The sequence below is a fragment of the Micromonospora fluostatini genome, assembly GCF_050410825.1.
Lineage (GTDB): Bacteria > Actinomycetota > Actinomycetes > Mycobacteriales > Micromonosporaceae > Micromonospora > Micromonospora rosaria.
On the sequence record NZ_CP191251.1, the window covers coordinates 1,040,239 to 1,059,779 of the forward strand.

At 73.1% G+C, this 19,541-nt stretch carries 18 protein-coding genes and 1 pseudogene; 14 read left to right on the forward strand and 5 right to left on the reverse strand.

Annotated elements, in window-relative coordinates; translation table 11 throughout:
- Positions 1-157: 157 nt before the first annotated feature.
- The 4 genes from rox to ACQUFX_RS04755 all read left to right on the forward strand — a co-directional run bounded on the left by rox (position 158) and on the right by ACQUFX_RS04755 (position 4,278).
- Positions 158-1,621 (forward strand): rifampin monooxygenase, encoded by a 1,464-nt coding sequence (gene rox, locus ACQUFX_RS04740; protein ID WP_428964791.1) that lies wholly within the window; start codon positions 158-160, stop codon positions 1,619-1,621.
- Between the two features lie 543 nt (positions 1,622-2,164).
- Entirely contained in the window at positions 2,165-2,767 is a 603-nt protein-coding gene (locus ACQUFX_RS04745; protein WP_428964792.1) for a hypothetical protein, read from the forward strand.
- A gap of 136 nt (positions 2,768-2,903) precedes the next feature.
- The gene (locus ACQUFX_RS04750; protein WP_428964793.1) at positions 2,904-3,419 is read left to right on the forward strand and encodes an RNA polymerase sigma factor; all 516 of its coding nucleotides are present in this window, start codon (positions 2,904-2,906) and stop codon (positions 3,417-3,419) included.
- Positions 3,409-4,278: an RICIN domain-containing protein gene (locus ACQUFX_RS04755; protein WP_428964794.1), complete on the forward strand. Its 870-nt coding sequence runs from the start codon at positions 3,409-3,411 to the stop codon at positions 4,276-4,278. The genes ACQUFX_RS04750 and ACQUFX_RS04755 overlap by 11 nt, the downstream gene beginning before the upstream one ends.
- Before the next feature lie 30 nt (positions 4,279-4,308).
- Here the strand turns inward: ACQUFX_RS04755 and ACQUFX_RS04760 are convergent, their stop codons facing one another.
- Positions 4,309-5,133, reverse strand: coding sequence for a Rossmann-fold NAD(P)-binding domain-containing protein (locus ACQUFX_RS04760; RefSeq protein WP_428964795.1), 825 nt, complete (start codon positions 5,131-5,133; stop codon positions 4,309-4,311).
- A gap of 143 nt (positions 5,134-5,276) precedes the next feature.
- On the opposite strand from ACQUFX_RS04760, the gene ACQUFX_RS04765 reads away from it, so the two are divergent.
- Complete coding sequence (locus ACQUFX_RS04765) at positions 5,277-5,696, forward strand: MarR family winged helix-turn-helix transcriptional regulator (protein ID WP_428964796.1); 420 nt, start codon at positions 5,277-5,279, stop codon at positions 5,694-5,696.
- Positions 5,697-5,759: 63 nt separating this feature from the next.
- Here ACQUFX_RS04765 and ACQUFX_RS04770 read toward each other — a convergent pair whose 3' ends face one another.
- On the reverse strand, positions 5,760-6,386 hold the full coding sequence (locus ACQUFX_RS04770; protein ID WP_428964797.1) for an RICIN domain-containing protein: 627 nt from the start codon (positions 6,384-6,386) through the stop codon (positions 5,760-5,762).
- 315 nt (positions 6,387-6,701) lie between these two features.
- Between ACQUFX_RS04770 and ACQUFX_RS04775 the strand changes: the two genes are divergently transcribed.
- The 9 genes and pseudogenes from ACQUFX_RS04775 (at position 6,702) to ACQUFX_RS04815 (ending at position 13,557) form a co-directional block, all read left to right on the forward strand.
- Complete coding sequence (locus tag ACQUFX_RS04775; RefSeq protein WP_428964798.1) at positions 6,702-7,088, forward strand: PALP domain-containing protein; 387 nt, start codon at positions 6,702-6,704, stop codon at positions 7,086-7,088.
- Positions 7,085-7,381, forward strand: coding sequence for a transcriptional regulator (locus ACQUFX_RS04780; protein WP_428964799.1), 297 nt, complete (start codon positions 7,085-7,087; stop codon positions 7,379-7,381). The genes ACQUFX_RS04775 and ACQUFX_RS04780 overlap by 4 nt, the downstream gene beginning before the upstream one ends.
- 425 nt (positions 7,382-7,806) lie before the next feature.
- Positions 7,807-8,184 carry a DUF2089 domain-containing protein gene (locus ACQUFX_RS04785; protein ID WP_428964800.1) on the forward strand — a complete coding sequence of 126 codons (378 nt, stop codon included), beginning with the start codon at positions 7,807-7,809 and terminating at the stop codon, positions 8,182-8,184.
- Entirely contained in the window at positions 8,184-8,441 is a 258-nt protein-coding gene (locus ACQUFX_RS04790) for a hypothetical protein (protein WP_428964801.1), read from the forward strand. Before ACQUFX_RS04785 ends, ACQUFX_RS04790 begins: the two co-directional genes overlap by 1 nt.
- 9 nt (positions 8,442-8,450) lie before the next feature.
- On the forward strand, positions 8,451-8,876 hold the full coding sequence (locus ACQUFX_RS04795) for an SHOCT-like domain-containing protein (protein ID WP_428964802.1): 426 nt from the start codon (positions 8,451-8,453) through the stop codon (positions 8,874-8,876).
- Between the two features lie 383 nt (positions 8,877-9,259).
- Positions 9,260-9,511 (forward strand): annotated as a pseudogene (locus ACQUFX_RS04800) (RNA polymerase subunit sigma-24); the annotation flags it as partial.
- Positions 9,512-9,716: 205 nt separating this feature from the next.
- Complete coding sequence (locus tag ACQUFX_RS04805) at positions 9,717-10,721, forward strand: zinc-dependent alcohol dehydrogenase family protein (protein WP_428966865.1); 1,005 nt, start codon at positions 9,717-9,719, stop codon at positions 10,719-10,721.
- 78 nt (positions 10,722-10,799) lie between these two features.
- The gene (locus ACQUFX_RS04810; RefSeq protein WP_428964803.1) at positions 10,800-11,780 is read left to right on the forward strand and encodes a helix-turn-helix transcriptional regulator; all 981 of its coding nucleotides are present in this window, start codon (positions 10,800-10,802) and stop codon (positions 11,778-11,780) included.
- Positions 11,781-11,790: 10 nt separating this feature from the next.
- Positions 11,791-13,557: a glycoside hydrolase family 15 protein gene (locus tag ACQUFX_RS04815; protein WP_428964804.1), complete on the forward strand. Its 1,767-nt coding sequence runs from the start codon at positions 11,791-11,793 to the stop codon at positions 13,555-13,557.
- A 25-nt stretch (positions 13,558-13,582) separates the two neighbouring features.
- On the opposite strand, the gene ACQUFX_RS04820 is transcribed toward ACQUFX_RS04815, so the two are convergent.
- From ACQUFX_RS04820 to ACQUFX_RS04830, 3 genes are read right to left on the reverse strand one after another with little or no spacing between them, the layout of a single operon-like run.
- Positions 13,583-14,671: an enolase C-terminal domain-like protein gene (locus ACQUFX_RS04820; protein ID WP_428964805.1), complete on the reverse strand. Its 1,089-nt coding sequence runs from the start codon at positions 14,669-14,671 to the stop codon at positions 13,583-13,585.
- On the reverse strand, positions 14,668-17,745 hold the full coding sequence (locus ACQUFX_RS04825) for an FAD-binding and (Fe-S)-binding domain-containing protein (protein WP_428964806.1): 3,078 nt from the start codon (positions 17,743-17,745) through the stop codon (positions 14,668-14,670). Before ACQUFX_RS04825 ends, ACQUFX_RS04820 begins: the two co-directional genes overlap by 4 nt.
- Complete coding sequence (locus ACQUFX_RS04830) at positions 17,742-19,508, reverse strand: thiamine pyrophosphate-dependent enzyme (protein ID WP_428964807.1); 1,767 nt, start codon at positions 19,506-19,508, stop codon at positions 17,742-17,744. The genes ACQUFX_RS04825 and ACQUFX_RS04830 overlap by 4 nt, the downstream gene beginning before the upstream one ends.
- Positions 19,509-19,541: the final 33 nt, after the last annotated feature.

Genomic DNA, 19,541 nt, shown 5'->3' on the forward strand with positions numbered 1-19,541 from the left:
CAGCCGTGCTATCCCCGCTTGCGACAACAACAAAGGCAAGGAGGGAAACTCCTTGCCACTACTAACGTATACCGCACCCCCGGGCTTGCGGCAATACCCCGGCCGTGGCCCACAATCGTCGGCCGAGCGTACGAATCGGCACACCATGGGGGAATGCATGTTCGATGTGATCATCGCCGGCGGCGGCCCCACCGGCATGATGCTGGCGAGCGAACTGCGGCTGCGGGGTGTCGCCGTGCTCGTGCTGGAGAAGGAGGCGCAGCCGCCGCCGTTCGTACGGTCCCTCGGGCTGCACGTACGCAGCATCGAGCTACTGGACCAGCGGGGACTGCTGGAGCGGTTCCTCGACAACGGCACGCAGTACCCGATCCGTCCCGGTGACGTCCGGGGATTCTTCGCGGGCATCGACAAGCCCGCCCCCACCGGCCTGGACACCGCGCACGGGTACGTGCTCGGCATTCCCCAGACGCTCACCGACCGGCTGCTCGCCGAGCACGCGGCCGAGGTCGGGGCCGAGATCCGGCGCGGGTGTGCCGTGACCGGGCTGGAACAGGACGACGACGGCGTCACCGTCCACCTCGACGACGACACCACGGCACCGGTGCGGGCGCGGTTCCTCGTCGGCTGCGACGGTGGGCGCAGCACCGTCCGGAAACTGCTCGGAGTCGCGTTTCCCGGCGAGCCGTCGACAGTGGACACGCTGCTCGGCGAAATGGAGGTCACGGCCTCCCCGGCCGACATCGCCGAGGTGATGACCGAGGTGCGCAGGACCGAGAAACGGTTCGGGATCGGGCCGTCGGGCAGGCCGGGGGTGTTCCGCGCGGTCGTGCCGGCGGCGGCCGTGGCCGAGGACCGCTCCGTGCCGCCCACGTTCGAGGAGTTCCGGCACCAACTGCACAGGTACGCCGGCACCGACTTCGGCGTGCACTCGCCCCGCTGGCTGTCGCGCTTCGGCGACGCGACCCGCCAGGCCGAGCGGTACCGCGTCGGCCGGGTCTTCCTGGCCGGGGACGCCGCGCACGTCCACCCGCCGATGGGTGGACAGGGGCTCAACCTCGGCCTCCAGGACGCGGTCAACCTGGGCTGGAAACTGGCGGCGGCCGTCACCGGCTGGGCGCCGGAGGGCCTGCTGGACAGCTACCACTCCGAGCGGCACCCGGTGGCCGCCGACGTGCTCGACAACACCCGCGCGCAGATGCACCTGACGAGCACCGAGCCCGGACCGCAGGCGGTACGGCGGTTGCTGGCGCAACTCATGGACCTCGACGACGTCAACCGGTTCCTGATCGAGAAGATCACGGCGATCAGCGTCCGGTACGACCTCGGCGCGGGCCATGCTCTGCTCGGGCGGCGGCTGCGCGACGTCCCACTGACACCGGGCCGCCTGTACGAGCTGCTGCGCACCGGCAACGGACTGCTGCTCGACCGGACGGGCCGGCTCTCGGTGGACGGCTGGGCCGACCGGGTCGACCACGTCGCCGACGTCAGCGACGAGTGGGGCGTACCGGCGGTCCTGCTCCGGCCGGACGGCCACGTCGCGTGGGTCGGCGAGGAGCAGCGGACACTCGGGGAGGCCCTGGCCCGGTGGTTCGGCGACGCCGCAACCCCGACGGCCGGCTGAGGGGCGCTGTCGGGGACGGTGCTGCACTACGGTGGCGAGGGTGACGAGTGCTCCCCGGGAGGCGCAGACGCCGATCGGCCCGATCGGTGCGGCCCTCTGCCGACTGGTGTTCCTGGCCATCTCTTCAGGATCACGTGACGGCGGGCCACAGTCCGGTGCGCCCGGTGCGTCGCGGCGGTCGCCGGCCCGGTCCGTTGGTGAGGACACGCGGACCTCACGGCAGGCGCTGATCCACCCTCGTACCCAGGGGGAGGCCGGCGTCGGGGTAGCCGTGCCGGCGGTAGGAGCGCACCGCGTCGACGCTGCGGTGGCGGTCGCCGGCCGACAGGTGCACGATTGCCCGTCCCGCCGCCCGCCGTGGGGCCGCCCGCAGCACCGCCGACCCCGCCCGGAGCGGACAGCCCCGGGGACCCCGGCCGTGATCGGCAGGCGGGCGGGTGAAACCACCGTCCGGTCCCGCGCGTCATGAGGCTGTATCGATCCGAGCGCCTCGGACCGCCCCGGCGGTCCGGGGGCGGTGACGCACGAGGGTGGGAGGACGTGATGTCGGTGCGGAGATGGCTCGCGGGCGTGGGGCTGGTGGCGGTGGCCGGTGCCGGGATCGGACTGTACGGCGGGGCGTCGGCGTCGGCGGACGACGGTGCGCCGGCCGGTCCCGGCGCGGTCGCGGAGCAGGCGCGGAGGGCGTCACCGGACCCGGTGCTCTCCGGTACGCGGCGGGTCACGATCGTCCGGGTCGGCGCGTTCGAGTCGGGGCTGTCGTTGCTGGACGGCGGGCGGCTGGCCGAGGTGGACGACGACCGGGGGCGGCAGGTGTTCGTGCCGACCCCGCTGGGCGGGCAGCAGTTCCTGGTCAGGTCCTACTACGGCGGCGGGACGGGGCAGCCGCTCTGCTGGCGGGCGCACAATCCGGGCAACGCGCAGCCGCTGGTGGTGCGGGGCGCGACCTGCCGGGCGGACGACCCCGCCCAGCGCTTCGTGATCACCGCGGCCGTCGGGGGCGGCCCCCGCGAGTTCGTGATCAGCAACCGGTCCGCGTACCTGCGTGACTCGGCGCGGTCCGGGCTGATCCTGGAGGAGTTGGGCGACGCCGACCCGTTCAGCAGCTTCCGGTTCAACGACACGGGCCCGGCGCCCCGGCCGTAGTGCCCACCCGCATGCCGGGCCGCGTCGGGCCCGCCACCGGCGCGCTGCCACCTCGGCCCGGTCCGCCGGTGGACCGACCCCGCCGGCGGGCCAGGCCATGACCGTACGAAACCAGACCGGGTGGGGGCACTGTTCGATGCGTGACGCCGCGGAGTTCGACTTCTTCTACTCCGCGTCGGTCCAGCGCGTGCTGGGCCAGCTGTACGCGATGATCGGCAGCCGGGTGGAGGCCGAGGACGCGGTGGCGGAGGCGTACGCCCGGGCCTGGGACCGGTGGGGGGCGGTGCGCGAGTGCGACAGCCCGGAGGCCTGGGTGCGAAGCGTGGCGTACCGGGTGGCGGTGAGCGCGTGGCGCAAGGCGGTGAACCGGCTCAGCGCCCACCGCCGCCAGGCCGCGGCGCAGCCCGTGGAGGCGGTCACGGTCGACCACGTCGCGCTCGTGGTCGCGTTGCGCCGGATCCCCGCCGAGCAGCGCCGGGTGGTGGTCCTGCACCATCTGGTCGGCCTCAGCGTGGCCGAGATCGCCACCGAGGCCGGCACCAACGTGAACACCGTCAAGACGCGGCTCGCACGGGGACGTCGGGCCCTCGCCGCGCATCTCGCCGACGACGAGTACCAGATCACGGGTGGGGGGAGGGGCCATGAGGTCTGACCGGAGTCTCGACGACGTCCTGCGGGCGCTGGCCCGGCACGGCGCGGACGGGACGGTCCCCGCCCCGGTCGACGTCCGGCGGCGGGGCGACGTCCGGCGGCGGCGTCGCCACCTCGCGTCGGTCGCCCTCGGTGCCGTCCTGGTCGGGGTGCTCGGCGGCGGCACTGCGGTGATCCGCCTGTCCGGGGCCCCGGACCCCGTCCCGGTCGGTCCCGCCGTCCCGACCACGACACCGACACCGGCGCCGGCCCCGACCACCGGTCCACCCACCCGGGGCCCGACCCCAGCCGCCGCCAGCCCGCCCACCGGAACGTCCGCCCCGGCCTCCGGTGGACCCGGTCCGGCCACGCGCACCACGAACGGCTCGACCTCCGGTACGCCCGGCACCGCGCCGAGCGTCGATCCGGGGCTGGCCGGGCAGCGCCAGGTCACCATCGTGCGGGCCGTGGACCAGGCCGGCGCTCTGTCGCTGCTCGACGACGGCCGGCTCGGCGAGGTCGACGGCGACGAGGGGCGTCGCCTGTTCGTCCTCGCGCCACAGAACGCCGGCCGGCACCTGATCCGCGTCGCCGAGCCGGCCGCCGACCTGACCGACACCTGCTGGGAGGTCCGGGCCTCGGGCAGCCAGCCGCTGCGGGTGGTGGCCGCCGCCTGCGCGCCGGAGGAGCCGGCGCAGCAGTTCTCGGTGGTCCGCGACGGGCAGCGCAACGGAGAGCCGACCTACGCGATCAGCAACCGCTTCGCCTACCTCCAGTTCTCGCCCACCCGGGGCCTGATCCTCGAGGAACTCGGTGACGCGCCGCTGACCACCCGGTTCCGGCTCGTCGACAACGGGGACGCGTCCCGGGGCCCACGGTGAGTCACCCGGCCCCGGGACGCGCTCGGGCCGTCAGCTCGCGGCCCGCAGCGGGGGCTCGGTGTCGGCCAGGAACTCCGGCAGGGTCCGCGCCGGCCGGCCGGTGACCCGCTCGACGGCGTCGGTCACCACCGCGAAGCTGCCCGCGTGCACGCGCTCGAAGGTCAGCGCGAAGAGTTCCCGTTCGAAGCCGGTGGTCCCGGCGACGGCCTCGTCGATGGTCAGCTCCTGATGGGTCACCGGTCGTCCTGCCGCAGCCGAGAGCAGCTCCGCGGTGCGCGGCAACGAGAGGGCCTCCGGGCCGGAGAGTTCGTACACCTGACCGGCGTGCCCCTCCTGGAGCAGCGCCCGCTCGGCCACGGCCGCGATGTCCCGGGCGTCGATCCAGGCCAACCGGGCACCGGCAGCGGGGAACGGCAGCAGTCCGGCACCGGCGATCTGGTCGCGGTAGAAGCGCGCGTCGGTGAAGACCTGCATGAACCAGCTCGGCCGCAGGATCGTCCAGGGGTGCCCGGCGTCGGTCACCGCGCGTTCGGCCCGCGGCGCCCACCCGTCGGCCCCCATGTAGTCCGCGTCCTGCTCGGAGAGCAGGACGATCCGGGTCCGCGTCGGCGTCTCGGTCAGCAGCGCGCCGATGAGCTCCGGCGCGTCCGCACGGTCCGGTCGGACGACGTACACCGCGTCGGCGCCGTCGGTGGCCGCCGCCCACCCGGACGGGTCGTCCCACGAGAACGCGGTCGGGCGCACCCCCTCGAGGCTGACCGTGGACGGATCGCTGCTGCCGCCGAGCACCTCCACGCCCCGCGCCACGAGCAGGCGCGCCAGCGGCAGCCCCGTCTTGCCGCGGACCCCGGTCACCAGCACGCGGGTCCTGCCGGCCCCGTCCGAGTTCGGACGTCCCACCGTGAACCACCCCTTTGGTTGAGTGACTAAAGTTTCATCACCCACCTCAACACCGATACTTGAGTTAGTCAAGTAATCCCGGGAACTAATCTCCAGCTATGACCGAGGTGGCAGACACCCTTGAGCAGCAGTTGTGGGACTTCGTGTTCGCCTACGACGCCGCGTACGGACGGGCGGCGCAGACGGTGGGGCTGAGCGCCGCCCAGGCCTGCCTGCTGGAACACCTGACCAGGGGCAGCCGCTCCATGGGTGAGCTCGCCGCCGACCTGCTGTGCGACGCCTCGAACGTCACCCAGCTCGCCGCCCGGCTGGAGGCCCGCGGCCTGGTGTCCCGCGCGCCCGACCCGGCCGACCGACGGATCAAGCAGGTGTCGATCACCCCGGACGGGCGCGACGTGCAACGCGCGATGCGGCGGTCCTTCGACTTCCCGGCCGACCGGCTCGGACGCCTGACCGCACCGGAGCAGCGCCAGTTGTCCGAGCTGCTGGCGAAGGTGCTGGCCACCGGCACGGCCTAGCGACACCGGGCCGCCGCCGGCGCGGCGGAACCCGTGTCCCGCCACGCCGGTCGGTGCGCCAGTTCAGCCCCAGGTGCCGGCGTAGACGAGCCGCCAGTGCTGGTTGGTCCCGCCCCAACAGGTGCCCTGCACCACGTACGCGCCGTGCGCGATGCTGGCGTTCGCCACGTCCAGACACCGGTCGCTGTGCCGGGCCCGGATCTCGTAGAAGCCGTTGCCCAGGTTGACGAACCGCCAGTGCTGGTTCGTGCCGCCCCAGCAGTCGCCCTGCACCACCGACGCGCCGTGCGCGTTGCTGGCGTGCGCCACGTCCAGGCACTTGCCGCTGTGCTGCGGGCGGATCTCGTAGTAGCCGTTGCCGACGGCGATCCACCGCCAGCGCTGGTTGGCCCCGCCCCAGCAGTTGCCCTGCACGACCTGCGTGTCGTGGGCGATGCTGGCGTTCGCGACGTCCAGACACCGGTCGCTGTGTCGGGGTCGGACCTCGTAGTAGTCCACCGCCTGGATGCTGGGCCCTGCCGCGTCCCGCGCCGACGCCACCACGGACCCGCCCTGCGCCCCGCCGGCCCCGGCCCGGGACGAGCCGGGATCGGCCTGCGCCCCGCCGGCCCCGGTCGCCAGCAGGCCACCGGCCAGCATCACGGCGAGCCCGGTCCGCAGCGCAAGCCGCCGGACCACCCGTCGATCCACGCGCGGCTTCCGGGACAGTTGTTCGGACCGCGGAGATCCGCTGGTTTCCACCACGACCGCTCCTCACCTCGTCGGATACCCCGGCTCCTGGGAGCCGGTGGGGTCCACCCTGGTGGGTGTGCGTGCTGTCCGACGGATTCCCGGACACCCCCGCCCACCGCCGACCCGGAGAGGCCCGTGGGGCCGGTGCCTCCACCCGTCCGGACACGGGCGAGGCCGGTTCCTGGCCGGATCCGATAGTTGCCGATATGGCAACTATCGGATATGGTTGCCGGCGTGGAAACTAGTTATCCGGCCCCGGGTCGACGCGAGGCGTTGGCCGATCTCGACGCCGTGGCGGACGCGCAACGCGCTGTTCGGGACCGCCCGTGGCCGCTCTGGCTCTATCCGGCGAACACGCTGCTGCTGGGCGTGATGGCGCTGACACCCCTGCTCGGGGTGGTGAGGCTGGGGGCCTGGGTCGTGCTGGGGTTGGCGGTGTTCGGGCTCAACTACTGGGCGGGGCACCGAATCGGCACGCCGTTCGCGGTGCCGACGAGCCGTGGCTTCCGTGTCGCCCTGACGGCCACAGCCCTCTTCCTGGCTACGGCCATGATCACCGGTACCGCCGGCTCTTCCTGGCTCGTCGTGGCCTCTGCGGTGGGCACCATGATCAGCTACGGGGTCGGATCGGTGTTCCACCACCGGAGCACCCGCCGGTGACCGCGGAGCTCGACCCGGTCATCCATCCCACCCACCGGCTGAAGATCTGTGCGATGCTCGCCGTGGCGACGACTGTCGAGATGGCGGTCCTGAAGGACACCCTCGGTCTCAGCGCCTCGGCGCTCAGCAAGCAGGTCGCCGCGCTCGTCGACGCCGGTTACGTCGCACAGGACCGGTCCAAGCTCGACTCCCGCCGCATCTGGCTGACGTTGACCAAGGACGGCAAGCGCGCCTACCACCGCCACGTCAGTGCACTACAGGACATCGTCGCCGACTCCCTGCGCCACCTGTGACGGCAGGACGTCCAGCCCCGGTGGGCTGGACGTACCGCTGATCTTGACCTTGACGGAGGGAACCCGCAACGGCCACCCCCGGCCCGTTCCAGGTTGTCGAGCAGTGCGACGCGGCGCTGCCGCAGGCGCTCGCCGCGCGCCGATCCGACGTCGCTGGTGGTGCCGTCGGCGATGGGTGACCGACCCGCCGCTCGACCTCGCCGGCTCCCGTGCCGGGGTGGCGGAGATCTCCACGGTCAACGGCATCTGCGCGTGCTGGACGGATCCCCGCGTCACGATGAACGCGAACCCGCACGGCCGCCCTGGTCGAGGCGCTCCGGCCGGTCGTCGTGTGCCGACCGGGCTGACTCTGCGGTGAACCTGGATTAAGAAAATCAAGATCTACATCTTGAAAGTTAATAATTGGTGGGTCTACTCTTTCGGCTATGACAGAGCAGGCCATGGACTGGCAGGAACTCACGAACCTGACCCGGGGTCAGCCGTTCGTCGTCGAGCGGGTGCGCCTGGCCGGCAGCGGCGTCGCGATCGAGGGCCGGTTCGAGCTGCCGCAACTGGCCCAGCTCACCGTCGAGGACCAGGTCTTCGTCACGGCGTTCGTGCGCTGCCACGGCTCCATCAAGGAGATGGAGCGGATCTTCGGGGTGAGCTACCCGACGATCAAGGCACGGCTGAACCGGATCACACAGAAGCTCGCCTTCGTCGACACCGATCCGGCACCACCCCACGCCGACACCATCGACCGGTTGCGCCGGGGCGAGATCACCGCCCAGCAGGCGCTGTCCGAGCTCCAGGGGCGGGCGTGATGCCGCAGCTGGTGGCCGTGCGGTGCACCCGGGCGCACGGCCGGCCCCTGCGGATCTGGGTCCCGGTGCTCCCCGTGGTGCTCGTGCTGTCACCGGTGCTGCTCCTGGCCGTCCTGGCGGCGGCCGTGGCCTGCCTGGTGTACCGCATCAGCGTGGTGCGGGCACTCGGGGCCGGGTGGGGCGTCGTGTCCGCGCTGCCCGGCACCCGCATCGACATCGAGCACGGCCGCACGGCTGTGCTCGTGACCATCCGATAGGAGAACCCCGTGAAGGAACAGCGCAAGGACATCCTCGACATGCTGGCCGAGGGCAAGATCACCGCAGCGGAGGCCGAGCAGCTCATCGCCGCGCTCGAACGGACCCAGCCGCCGACGACGGCCAGCATCGACGCCCGACCGAAGGGCAAGGCCAAGTACCTGCGGGTGATGGTCGACGCCGTCGACGAGAACGGCGAGCCCGGCCGGGTCAACGTGCGGGTGCCGTTGCAGTTGCTGCGGGCCGGCGTACGGCTGACGGCCCTGATCCCGCCGCAGGCCCTCGGCACGGCCAACGCCGAACTGACCAAGTCGGGCGTGCCGTTCGACCTCACCCAGCTCAAGCCCGAGCAGCTCGAGGCGCTCGTGGACCACCTCGACGAGATGACCGTGGAGGTGGACCAGCCCGATGCCAAGGTGCGGGTCTTCTGCGAGTAGGCGCCGTCCAGACGGACGGGCCCTCAGGAGGGTGCTGCAACACCCTCCCGAGGCCGCACGCGCTCCAGCGGAGCGGAGCACGGTTGAACTGCCAACCTGAAGTCTAGCCCGCCAGCGGAGACCCGACCGGGCTCGCACCCCGCCTGCTGCCCGTCGGCCCGACCGGCGACGGTCGACCCGTCGTCGACGGCCGCACCGTCGGCCGCGGCACACCGTGACCGACACGTGGCGACGTTCCCTACCGGGCCGTCGCCACGTGTCGGTTCCCGCGCACCACGACACCTGATCCACCCGCCACACCGGGATCCCGATGTGACGGCGATCACGCCAGGCCGGGACCGGATCCGGACGAGCCCGTCGTCTTACCGACCGTGAGGACAGGCATGGACGGCCCCGACGAGGGCGAACTCGTCCGTCGGGTGGCCCGGGGGGACCGGCGGGCGTTCGACGAGCTCTACCGGCGTACCGCGCCGTGGCTGGAGGTACGCCTGCGCCGCCGGTGCGCCGACCCCGACGTCGTCGCCGAGGTGCTGCAGGACACGTACCTGACGGTCTGGCGGGCCGCGGGCAGCTTCGCCGGCACCCGGACCGGCAGCGGCGGTGGGGCCCGGGGGAGTGCGGTGGGCTGGCTCTGGCGGCGCGGAAGTGGCGGCTGACCCGTACGGTCCGTGTCCGCCGACCCAGCCCCTGAGGGGGACTGGCAGAACCTCCCGGCGGGCCGTCGTCGCTGCGTACCGTCGTGATCACGGGCCCTGCGAGGTCAGCGGACCCGCAGTCGCCCGGGCGAGACGGTGACGACGTGTAGCCAGGGAAGTGAGGACCAGCATGCGTGGCGTGGTGATGTACTCGGCCGGGGACGTCCGGGTCGAGGACCGCGAGGACCCGACGATCATCGACCCGACCGACGCGGTCATCCGGCTGACCGCGACGTGCATCTGCGGCTCGGACCTGTGGCCGTACCGGGGGATCGAACCCGCCGACCACCAGGTGATGGGACACGAGTACGTCGGTGTGGTGGAACAGGTCGGGGACGAGGTGACGACGATCAAGCCCGGTGACTTCGTCGTCGGCTCCTTCGTCATCTCGGACAACACCTGTGAGATTTGCCGGGCCGGCTTCCAGTCCAAGTGCGTGCACGCGGAGTTCGTGGCCCAGATCGGCACCCAGGCGGAGAAGGCCCGCATCCCGTACGCCGACGGCACGCTCGTGGCGACCCCGGGCCAACCGGACGAGGACCTCGTGCCGGCGCTGCTGGCGGCCTCCGACGTCCTGGGGACCGGCTGGTTCGCCGCCGACGCGGCCCAGGCCGGGCCCGGCAAAACCGTCGCGGTCGTCGGGGACGGCGCCGTCGGCCTGATGGCGATCCTCGCGGCCAAGCACCTGGGCGCGGAGCGGATCATCGCGATGTCGCGCCACCCGCAACGGCAGAAGCTCGCCCGCCACTACGGCGCCACCGACATCGTCACCGAACGCGGAGACGAGGGCGTCGCCCGGATCAAGGAGCTGACCGGCGGGCTCGGCGCGCACTCCGTCGTCGAGGCGGTCGGCACCCAGGAGTCGTTCATGCAGGCCGTGGGCGCCACCCGGGGCGGCGGCCACCTGGGGTACGTCGGCGTCAACTACGACGTCACGATCCCCGGTATCCAGCTGTTCTTCGCCGGCATCCACACCCTCGGCGGGCCCGCCCCGGTGCGCCGCTACCTGCCGGAGCTGATCCGGATGATCTGGGACCGCACGATCGACCCGGGCCTGGTCTTCGACCTCACCCTGCCGCTGGAGCGGGCCGCGGAGGGCTACCGGGCGATGGACGAGCGCCGCGCCACCAAGGTCCTCCTCACCCTCTGAGGCACACCATCCCCGGTGGGGTGGGGGGTCCTGCCAGAACCCCCCACCCCACCCCGAGACAGCCCTACCGTTGAGGCCATGAGCAGCAAGGACGAGGTGCGGGAGTTCCTGATCTCCCGGCGCGCGCACGTGACCCCCGAGCAGGCCGGCCTGCCCGACTTCGGTGGGGAGCGCCGGGTGCCGGGGCTGCGACGCGAGGAGGTCGCCCTGCTCGCCGGGGTCAGCCTCGACTACTACACCCGCCTCGAACGCGGCAACATCCGGGGCGCGTCCGAGAGCGTGCTCAACGCGGTCGCGCGGGCGCTGCAGCTCGACGACGTCGAGCGACAGCACCTGTTCGACCTGGCCCGCACCGCCCCGGTCGGCTCGACGGCGCGGTCCAGGAAGAAGGTCACCCCGGCCCTGCGCACCTCGGTGCAACGCGTCCTGGACAACCTGGCCGTCCCCGCCATCGTGTACACGGCACACCAGGACCTCATCGCCTCGAACCTCATGGGCCGGGCCCTCTTCTCGCCCCACTTCGAGGCCGAGCAGCCGAACCTGGCCAGGTTCGTCTTCTTCGACCGGCGGGCGCGGGACTACTACGTGGACTGGCCGCTGGCCCGTCGGATGACCGCCGCGATGCTCCGACTGGAGGCCGGACGTGACCCCCTCAACAGCGACCTCACCGCCCTGATCGGGGAGCTGTCGACCCGCAGCCCGCAGTTCCGCGCCGACTGGGCCGCCCGGGACGTGCACGAGCACCGCACCGGGCGCAAGGTCTACCGCCATCCCGAGGTCGGCGAGCTCGAGGTCACCTTCGACGTGTTCGAGATGCCCGGCGAGGCCGGCACCTTCGTCACCACCTACAGCGTCGACGAGGGCTCCGACTCCGCCGACCGACTCGCCCTGCTGGCGAGCTGGGCGGCGACCGGACTCGCCGGCCCGGACACCGACGGGGCCGAAAGGGACGACATGCCGGAAACCACGCCCCGGCGCGCGGACACGCCCGACCGGGCGCCCGCCACGCCGAGCCCGACCGACCGGGTACCCGGCCGGCGGCGCGGACCCACCCGGTGACCGTGCCGGAATGTCCCGGACGGAGGCGACCCCGAGCACCGGCAGGATGCCGGCGGTCCTGCGCAACTACGCGCTGCTCGCCGACGGGCACCGGGGCGCGCTGATCGACCCCGGCGGGGACATCGTCTGGCTGTGCGCCCCCGGCTGGTCCGACCCGGCGGTCTTCAGCGCGCTGCTCGACGGGGCGGGCCGGTTCCGGGTCGCCCCGGCGGCCGACCGGTTCGTCTGGGGTGGCTACTACGAGCCAGGGTCGTTGATCTGGCGCAGCCGGTGGGTCACCGGGGACGGGATCATCGAGTCCCGGGAGGCCCTGGCCTTTCCCGGCGAGGCGGACCGGGTGGTGCTGTTGCGCCAGATCCGTGCCCTGGACAGGCCGGCGCGGGTGCGGGTGGTGGTGGACCCCCGGGCCGGCTTCGGCCGGGAACCCGTGCGCGACCCCGTCCGCGACGGTGACCGGTGGCGGGCCCGCACCGGCAACCTGCACCTGCGCCTGCAGGGCGGCGCCCGGCTGCACCAGGACCAGCAGGGTTTTCTCGCGGGAGAGCTGACGATCCCCCCGGGCGGTCACCACGACCTGGTCCTGGAGATCGCGAACGGCCCCCTCGACCCGGCGCACGAGTCGGCCGCCGAGCTGTGGCGGACCACGGAGCAGCACCGGTCCTCGGTGATCCCGTCCCTGGACGGGCCGGCCCGGCGCGACGCGACGTTGGCCTACGCCGTGCTGCGGGGAATGACCCGGCCGGGCGGCGGCATGGTCGCCGCCGCCACCACCGCCCTCCCCGAGCGGGCCCTGGCGGGCCGCAACTACGACTACCGGTACGCGTGGATCCGCGACCAGTCCTTCGCCGGCCAGGCCGCCGCGCTGGTCGGCCGGTACGACCTGCTCGACGACGCCGTCGCCTTCTTCACCGCCCGGGTCCTGGCCGACGGGGACCACCTCGCCCCGGCGTACACCGTCACCGGCGATCCGGTGCCCCGGGAACAGCCGCTGCCGCTGGCCGGCTACCCGGGTGGCCGGGTCCGCACCGGCAACTGGGTACGCGGCCAACTGCAACTGGACTCCTTCGGCGAGGTGCTGATGGTGCTGGCCGCCGCGCAGCGCCACGACCGGCTCGACACCGACGGCCGGCACGCCATGCAGGTCGCCGCCGACGCGATCGGGCGGCGCTGGTCACAGCCGGACTCCGGGATCTGGGAGCTGTCCCCCCGGCAGTGGACCCACTCGAAGCTGACCTGCGTGGCCGGGCTGCGGACGGCGGCCCAGGTCGCCGCGCCCCCGTCGGCCGCCCACTGGTCGGCCCTGGCCGACCGGATCCTCGCCGACGTCTCGGCGAACGGCCTCGCCGCCGCCGGCCACTGGCGGCGCGCCTACGACGACGACCGGGTCGACGCCGCGTTGCTGCTGCCCGGCATCCGGGGGGCGCTCCCGCCGCAGGACCCCCGCGTGGACCGCACCCGCCGGGCGGTCACCGGCGAGCTGGAGCAGGACGGTTACCTGTACCGGTTCCGCCCCGACCGGCGTCCACTCGGCGACGCCGAGGGCGCGTTCCTGCTCTGCGGGTTCGCCGCCGCCCTGGCCGCCTGGCAGGCCGGGGACGTGGCCGGCGCGAACCGCTGGTTCGAACGCAACCGGGCGGCGTGCGGCCCGCCGGGCCTCTACACCGAGGAGTACGACGTGCAGCAGCGGCAACTACGCGGCAACCTGCCGCAGACGTTCGTGCACGCGTTGATGCTGGAGACGGCGGTGACGATCGGCCAGGTCGACCCCTGCCGGTGACCGCGCCGTCGCGGCCCGCCCGCCCTCAGGCCACCCGGTACCGCTGCGCCTGCTCGGCGCGGAACTCCAGGCCGGTGCCGGGCCGGTCCAGCGGCACCGGGACGGTGCCGCCGGTGGCCGACGCCGCGCCGTCGAAGAGCATCGCCTCGATGCGGACGTGGTCGTGGAACCACTCCAGGTGCCGCAGGTTGGCCACGGCGGCGGCCACCGGCAGGTGCTGGTGCGGCGCGCAGTGTCCGGACACCTGGATCCCGGCGGCGTCGGCCACCGCGGCGACCCGGAGGAACTCGCTGATCCCGCCGCAGCGGGTGACGTCGATCTGGAGGCAGTCCACGTACGGGGCCATCCGGTGGAAGTAGGCGAGGTCGAACCCGTACTCACCGGCCGTCACGTCGGGGGTGACCCGGTCGCGGACCAGGCCGAGGCCGGGCAGGTCGTCGGAGCTGACCGGCTCCTCGTACCAGCGCACGTCCAGGTCGACCACGGCGTGCGCCACCCGGACGGCCTGCTTGCGCTGGTACGCGCCGTTGGCGTCAACGAACAGCTCGGCGCCGTCGCCGATGGTGCGACGCGCGGCCGTCATCCGCGCCACGTCCCGCTCCACCGCGGTGCCGCACGACTCGCCGATCTTGATCTTCACCCGGGGGATGCCCTGCTCGTGTACCCACTCGGCGAGCTGCCGGTGCTGCCGGTCGGTGTCGTAGGTGGTGAGTCCGCCGCTGCCGTAGACGGGCACCGCCCGGCGGGCGGTGCCGAGCAGCCGGGCCAGCGGCAGGCCGTGCCGGCGGGCCTTGAGGTCCCACAGCGCGCAGTCGGCCGCCGACAGGGCGAGCCCGGCGACGCCGGGGCGGCCGACGTTGCGCAGCCGCCGCTGCATGCTCGTCCAGGCCGCCGGCACCTCGTCCGGGTCGAGGTCGGCGACCGCCGGGGCGAGCAGGTCGGCCACCACGGCGACGACGGCCACCGGCCCGTACGTCCAGCCGAGCCCGGTGCGTCCGTCGGCGTGCGCGCGGACCAGCACCAGGGTGGTGCTGGTCCAGGCGAAGGTGCCGTCGCCCTCCGGCGCGTCGGTGGGGACCTGGTACGCCTCGGCGGTCAGCCGGATCCTGGTCACCGCGTCCACCGGCGGGCCAGCACCGCCACCGAGGCCAGCCCGGTGGCCGCCACCAGACCGGCCGCCAGCCACCGGGTGACCGCCCCGGGGGGCCGTGGCCGGGTGGCCCAGAAACCCTCGGGCCGGGCCGGCACGGTGTCGTCGTGCAGGCCGGCGCGCAGGAGTTCGGCCAGGTGGATCGCCGTGCGGCCCTCGACGGCGCTCTGCTCGACCTGGGTACGACAGCTGAAACCGTCGGCGAGGATCACGTCCGTCTTGGCGGCTTGCCGGACGGCGGGCAGCAGCACCCGCTCCGCGCACGCCTCGGAGACCTCGTAGTGCCCCTGCTCGAAGCCGAAGTTGCCGGCCAGCCCGCAGCAGCCGGAGTCGAGGAACTCGGCGTCCACCCCGGCGGCGGCCAGCACGGCCTGGTCGGCGGCGGTGCCGAGGATCGCGTGGTGGTGGCAGTGGGTCTGGATCAGGGCGTGCGCGTCGAGGTGGGGCGGCTGCCAGCCAGGGCTGTGCTCGTGCAGCAGTTCGGCGAGGGTGACGGTCTGCTCCCGCAGCCGGGTGACGTCGTCGTCGGCCGGGAACAGCTCGTGGGCGTCGCTGCGGAACACCGCCGTGCAGCTCGGCTCCAGCCCCACCACCCGGGTGCCGGCCCGCAGGTACGGCCGCAGCACGTCGACGGTGCGGCGGAGCACCCGCTTGGCGACGCCGAGCTGCCCGGTGGAGATCCAGGTGAGCCCGCAGCACACCGGGGCGTCCGGGACGCGTACCCGCCACCCGGCCGCCTCCAGGACCTCGACCGCCGCCTGGGCCACCCCCGGGTGGAAGCGGTTGGTGAAGGTGTCCGGCCACAGCACGACCTCGCCCCGGGAGCCGTCGCCGCCCGGGGTACGGCGGGTGAACCACCGCTGGAACGACTCCGGCGCGAAGAGCGGGATGTCGCGCCGCCGGTCGATGCCACCGATGGTCGTGGCCAGCCGGCGGAGCCCGGGGGCGTGGGTCAGCGCGTTGACCGCGCGGGGCAGGCGCCCGGCGGCGGTGGCGATCAGCGGCAGCCAGCCCATCGAGTAGTGCGCGCGGGGGCGCAGCCGGCCGGCGTAGTGGTGGGACAGGAACTCGGCCTTGTAGGTGGCCATGTCCACGTTGACCGGGCAGTCGGCCTTGCAGCCCTTGCAGGCCAGGCAGAGGTCCAGGGCGTCGCGTACCGCGTCGGAGCGCCAGCCGTCACCGATCACGCCGTCGCGGGCGGTGCCGTCGAGCATCTCGAACAGCAGCCGGGAGCGGCCCCGGGTGGAGTGTTCCTCCTCCCGGGTCACCATGTAGGAGGGGCACATCACCCCGCCCGAGTGGCGACGGCACTTGCCGACCCCGACGCAGCGCAGCACGGCGGCGGCGAAGTCGCCCCCGTCGTCGGGGTAGGCGAAGACCGTGCCCCCGGCGTCGTGGTCGTAGTCCACGCCCAGCCGCAGGTGGCTGTCCAGCGGATACGGGGGCATCACCTTGCCCGGGTTCATCCGGTCGTCCGGGTCGAAGATCGCCTTGAACTGCCCGAACGCTCTGGTCAGCCGCTCGCCGTACATCCTGGGCAGCAGCTCGCCACGGGCCTGCCCGTCGCCGTGCTCCCCGGAGAACGACCCGCCGTAGGACACGATCAGGTCGGCGGCGTGTTCCAGGAAGTCGCGGAAGTCCCGGATCCCCCCGGCGGTCCGCAGCCGGAACGGGATCCGGGAGTGCACGCAGCCCTGCCCGAAGTGCCCGTACACCGACGCCTGCTGGTAGCCGTGCGCGCGGTAGAGCGCCGCCAGGTCGCGCAGGTAGTCCCCGAGCCGTTCCGGGGCGACCGCCGAGTCCTCCCACCCCGGCCACGTGTAGTCCGAGTCGGGCAGCCGGGTGGTCGCGCCCAGCGCGGCTTCGCGGACCTCCCACATCCGCCGCTCGGCGACCGGGTCGGCGAACTCGTGCACCCGGGGTCCACCGTCGCGGCGCACCGCGGCGATCAGCCGGTCGGCGGCCGTCCGGGCCTGCTCGGGGGTGTCGCCGCCGAGCTGCACCATCAGCCAGGCCCCGCCCTCGGGCAGCTCGTGCAGGGCGTGGGGGTGCAGGCTCTTGTGCTGTTCGAGGTCGACCAGCTTGTCGTCGATGCCCTCCAGGGCGATCGGCCGGTGCTCCAGGATCCTCGGCACGTCGTCGCCGGCCGCGGCGATGTCCGGATAGCTGAGGAAGACCATGGCGGCGGCCTTGACCTGCGGGATCAGCCGCAGCCGGGCGCGCAGGACGGTGACCAGTGTGCCCTCCGACCCGACCAGGGCCTGGGCGACGTGGAAGTTCTTCTCCGGCAGCAGGCTGTCGAGGTTGTAGCCGGAGACCCGCCGGGGGATGTCCGGGTAGCGGGTACGGATGTCGGCCAGGTACCCGTCGCGTAGCGCCCGTAGCTGCCGGTACACCTGCGCCGGGCGGCCGCCGACTCGCTGGATCCGGGCGTACTCCTCGTCGCTGGTCACGCCCACCCACATGCGGGTGCCGTCGTAGAGCAGCACCTCCAGGGCGACGACGTTGTCCACCACCTTGCCGGCGCGTTGGGCCGTGGCGCCGCAGGAGTTGTTCCCGATCATGCCGCCGAGGGTGCAGTGGTCGTGGGTGGCCGGTCGGGGACCGAACTCCAGCCCGGTCGGTCCGAGCTGGGCGTTCAGCTCGTCGAGGACGATGCCGGGTTCGATGAGGCAGGTGCGGGCCTGCTCGTCGACCTCCAGCAGCCGGTGGCAGTACTTCGACCAGTCGAGGACCACGGCGGTGTTGGTGCACTCGCCGGCCAGGCTGGTACCGCCGCCCCGGGAGGTCAGCGGCGCGCCGTGCCGGCGGCAGACGGCCACGGCGGCCACCGCCGCGTCCACCGTCCGGGGCACCACCACCCCGATCGGCACCTGCCGGTAGTTGGAGGCGTCGGTGGAGTACGCGGCGCGGGAGCCGGCGTCGAACCGGATCTCCCCGTCGACCTCGGCGCGCAGGTCGGCGGCGAGGGCGGCCACGTCGACGTCGCGGGCCGGGTCAGGGGGGCGCAGCACCGGGTCGGGCAGCACCTCGGTCATGACCGCAGTTCTTTGATCTTGTCTCGGGCGACGGTGGCCAACGTCGCGATCTTGTTCGGCTGGCCCCGCAGGAACGCCTCGGTGAAGTGCTTCGCCTGGTCGTACTTGATCTTGCCGGGCATCGGCGGCTCGTCCGGGTTGACGTCGCAGTCCACCAGCGCCGGCCCGGGGTGTGCGAGGGCCTCCCGGATGGCCCCCGGCAGGGTCTTCGCGTCGGTCACCTTGACGCCGAAGGCGCCGCAGCCGCGTGCCCAGGTGGAGAAGTCCGCCTCCGGCTGGCGGTGCCGCACCGCGTACTCCGGGTAGCCGAGGACGATCTGCTCCCAGAGGATCTGACCGTACGAGTTGTTGTTGTTGACGACCACCTTGATCGGCAGTTCGTGCCGTACCGCGGTGAGGAACTCGGCCATCAGCATGGCGAAACCGCCGTCGCCGACGAACGCGATCACCTGCCGGCCCGGGTGGGCGTGCTGCATCGCGATGGCGTACGGCAGGCCGGGCGCCATCGTCGCCAGGTTGCCCGACAGGTAGAACTCGCGGTCACCACGGATCGTCCAGTGCCGCGCCGACCAGGTCGCGATCGTCCCGGAGTCACAGGTGAGAATGGCGTCGTCGGCGGCGGCGGCGTCGACGCAACCCATCAGGTACTGCGGCGCGATCGGTGACCGCTGCGGGTCCACCAGGCTGGCCATCTCCGAGCGCCAGCCGTCCATCTTGCCCTGGTACTTCTGCAGGAACGAACGGTCCGGGCCGTGCGTGAGCAGCGGCAGCAGTTCGCGCAGCGCCAGGCGGGCGTCCGCGCAGACCGGCGCGGCGACCGGCAGTCGCATCCCGATCAGGCTCGGGTCGACGTCGATCTGCACCACCGTCGCCTGCCCCGGCGCGGGCAGGAACTTCCCGTACGGAAAGGAGGTGCCGACCATCAGCAGCGTGTCGCACTCCGCCATCAGTTCCTCGCTGGGCGCGGTGCCGAGCAGGCCGAGTCCGCCCGTGGTCAGCGGATGGTCGTCGGGCACCACCATCTTGCCCGGCAGGGTCTTCACGATCGGGCTGCCGAGCGCCTCGGCCACCGCGAGCACCTCCTCGCGGGCCCCACGGGCACCGACCCCGACCAGCATGGCCACCTTCCGGCCGGCCTTGAGCACCTCGGCCGCCTTCGCCAACTCCTGCGGGTCCGGCGGCAGTCGGGGGTACGACACCGTCGCCGCGCTCATCGGTGGCCTGCCGGGGCTGACATGCCGGTACGGGTCCTTGGCGGCGGGCGCCACCTGCACGTCGTTGGGGAAGGTCAGGTGCGCCACGGTCCGCTTGCTCAGCGCGTCACGGATCGCCAGGTCCACCACCGCCGGCATCTGCTGCGGGTTGGTGACCATCAGGTTGTACGAGGCCACGTCCTGGTAGAGGTGGGTGGTGTGCACCTCCTGCTGGTAGTGCGCGCCCAGCACCGAGGTCTCCTGCATGCCGGTGAGCGCCAGCACCGGCACATGGTCGAGCTTGGCGTCGTACAGCCCGTTGAGCAGGTGGATCGCCCCGGGACCCGAGGTGGCCGCGCAGACCCCGAGCCGGCCGGTGGCCTTGGCGTAGCCGGTGGCCATGAAGGCCGCCGCCTCCTCGTGGTGCACCAGCACGAAGCGCAGCTTCTCCCGCTGCCGGCGGAAGCCCTCCATCAGGCCGTTGATGCCGTCCCCGGGCAGGCCGAACACGGTGTCGACCCCCCAGGCCACCAGCCGTCGGGCCAGGCTCTCGCCCACGATCTCCTGCACGTCGTCCTCCTCGTCCCCGCCGCCGCGGCCACC

What these genes read in the sequence shown, in the direction of transcription:
- ACQUFX_RS04750 (WP_428964793.1), top strand. Translation starts at nt 2,904, where the DNA reads ATGCGTGACGCCGCGGAGTTCGACTTCTTCTACTCCGCGTCGGTCCAG.
- ACQUFX_RS04805 (WP_428966865.1), top strand. Translation starts at nt 9,717, where the DNA reads ATGTACTCGGCCGGGGACGTCCGGGTCGAGGACCGCGAGGACCCGACG.
- ACQUFX_RS04785 (WP_428964800.1), top strand. Translation starts at nt 7,807, where the DNA reads ATGACAGAGCAGGCCATGGACTGGCAGGAACTCACGAACCTGACCCGG.
- ACQUFX_RS04765 (WP_428964796.1), top strand. Translation starts at nt 5,277, where the DNA reads ATGACCGAGGTGGCAGACACCCTTGAGCAGCAGTTGTGGGACTTCGTG.
- ACQUFX_RS04815 (WP_428964804.1), top strand. Translation starts at nt 11,791, where the DNA reads ATGTCCCGGACGGAGGCGACCCCGAGCACCGGCAGGATGCCGGCGGTC.
- ACQUFX_RS04745 (WP_428964792.1), top strand. Translation starts at nt 2,165, where the DNA reads ATGTCGGTGCGGAGATGGCTCGCGGGCGTGGGGCTGGTGGCGGTGGCC.
- ACQUFX_RS04755 (WP_428964794.1), top strand. Translation starts at nt 3,409, where the DNA reads ATGAGGTCTGACCGGAGTCTCGACGACGTCCTGCGGGCGCTGGCCCGG.
- ACQUFX_RS04810 (WP_428964803.1), top strand. Translation starts at nt 10,800, where the DNA reads ATGAGCAGCAAGGACGAGGTGCGGGAGTTCCTGATCTCCCGGCGCGCG.
- ACQUFX_RS04825 (WP_428964806.1), bottom strand. Translation starts at nt 17,745, where the DNA reads ATGACCGAGGTGCTGCCCGACCCGGTGCTGCGCCCCCCTGACCCGGCC.
- rox (WP_428964791.1), top strand. Translation starts at nt 158, where the DNA reads ATGTTCGATGTGATCATCGCCGGCGGCGGCCCCACCGGCATGATGCTG.
- ACQUFX_RS04790 (WP_428964801.1), top strand. Translation starts at nt 8,184, where the DNA reads ATGCCGCAGCTGGTGGCCGTGCGGTGCACCCGGGCGCACGGCCGGCCC.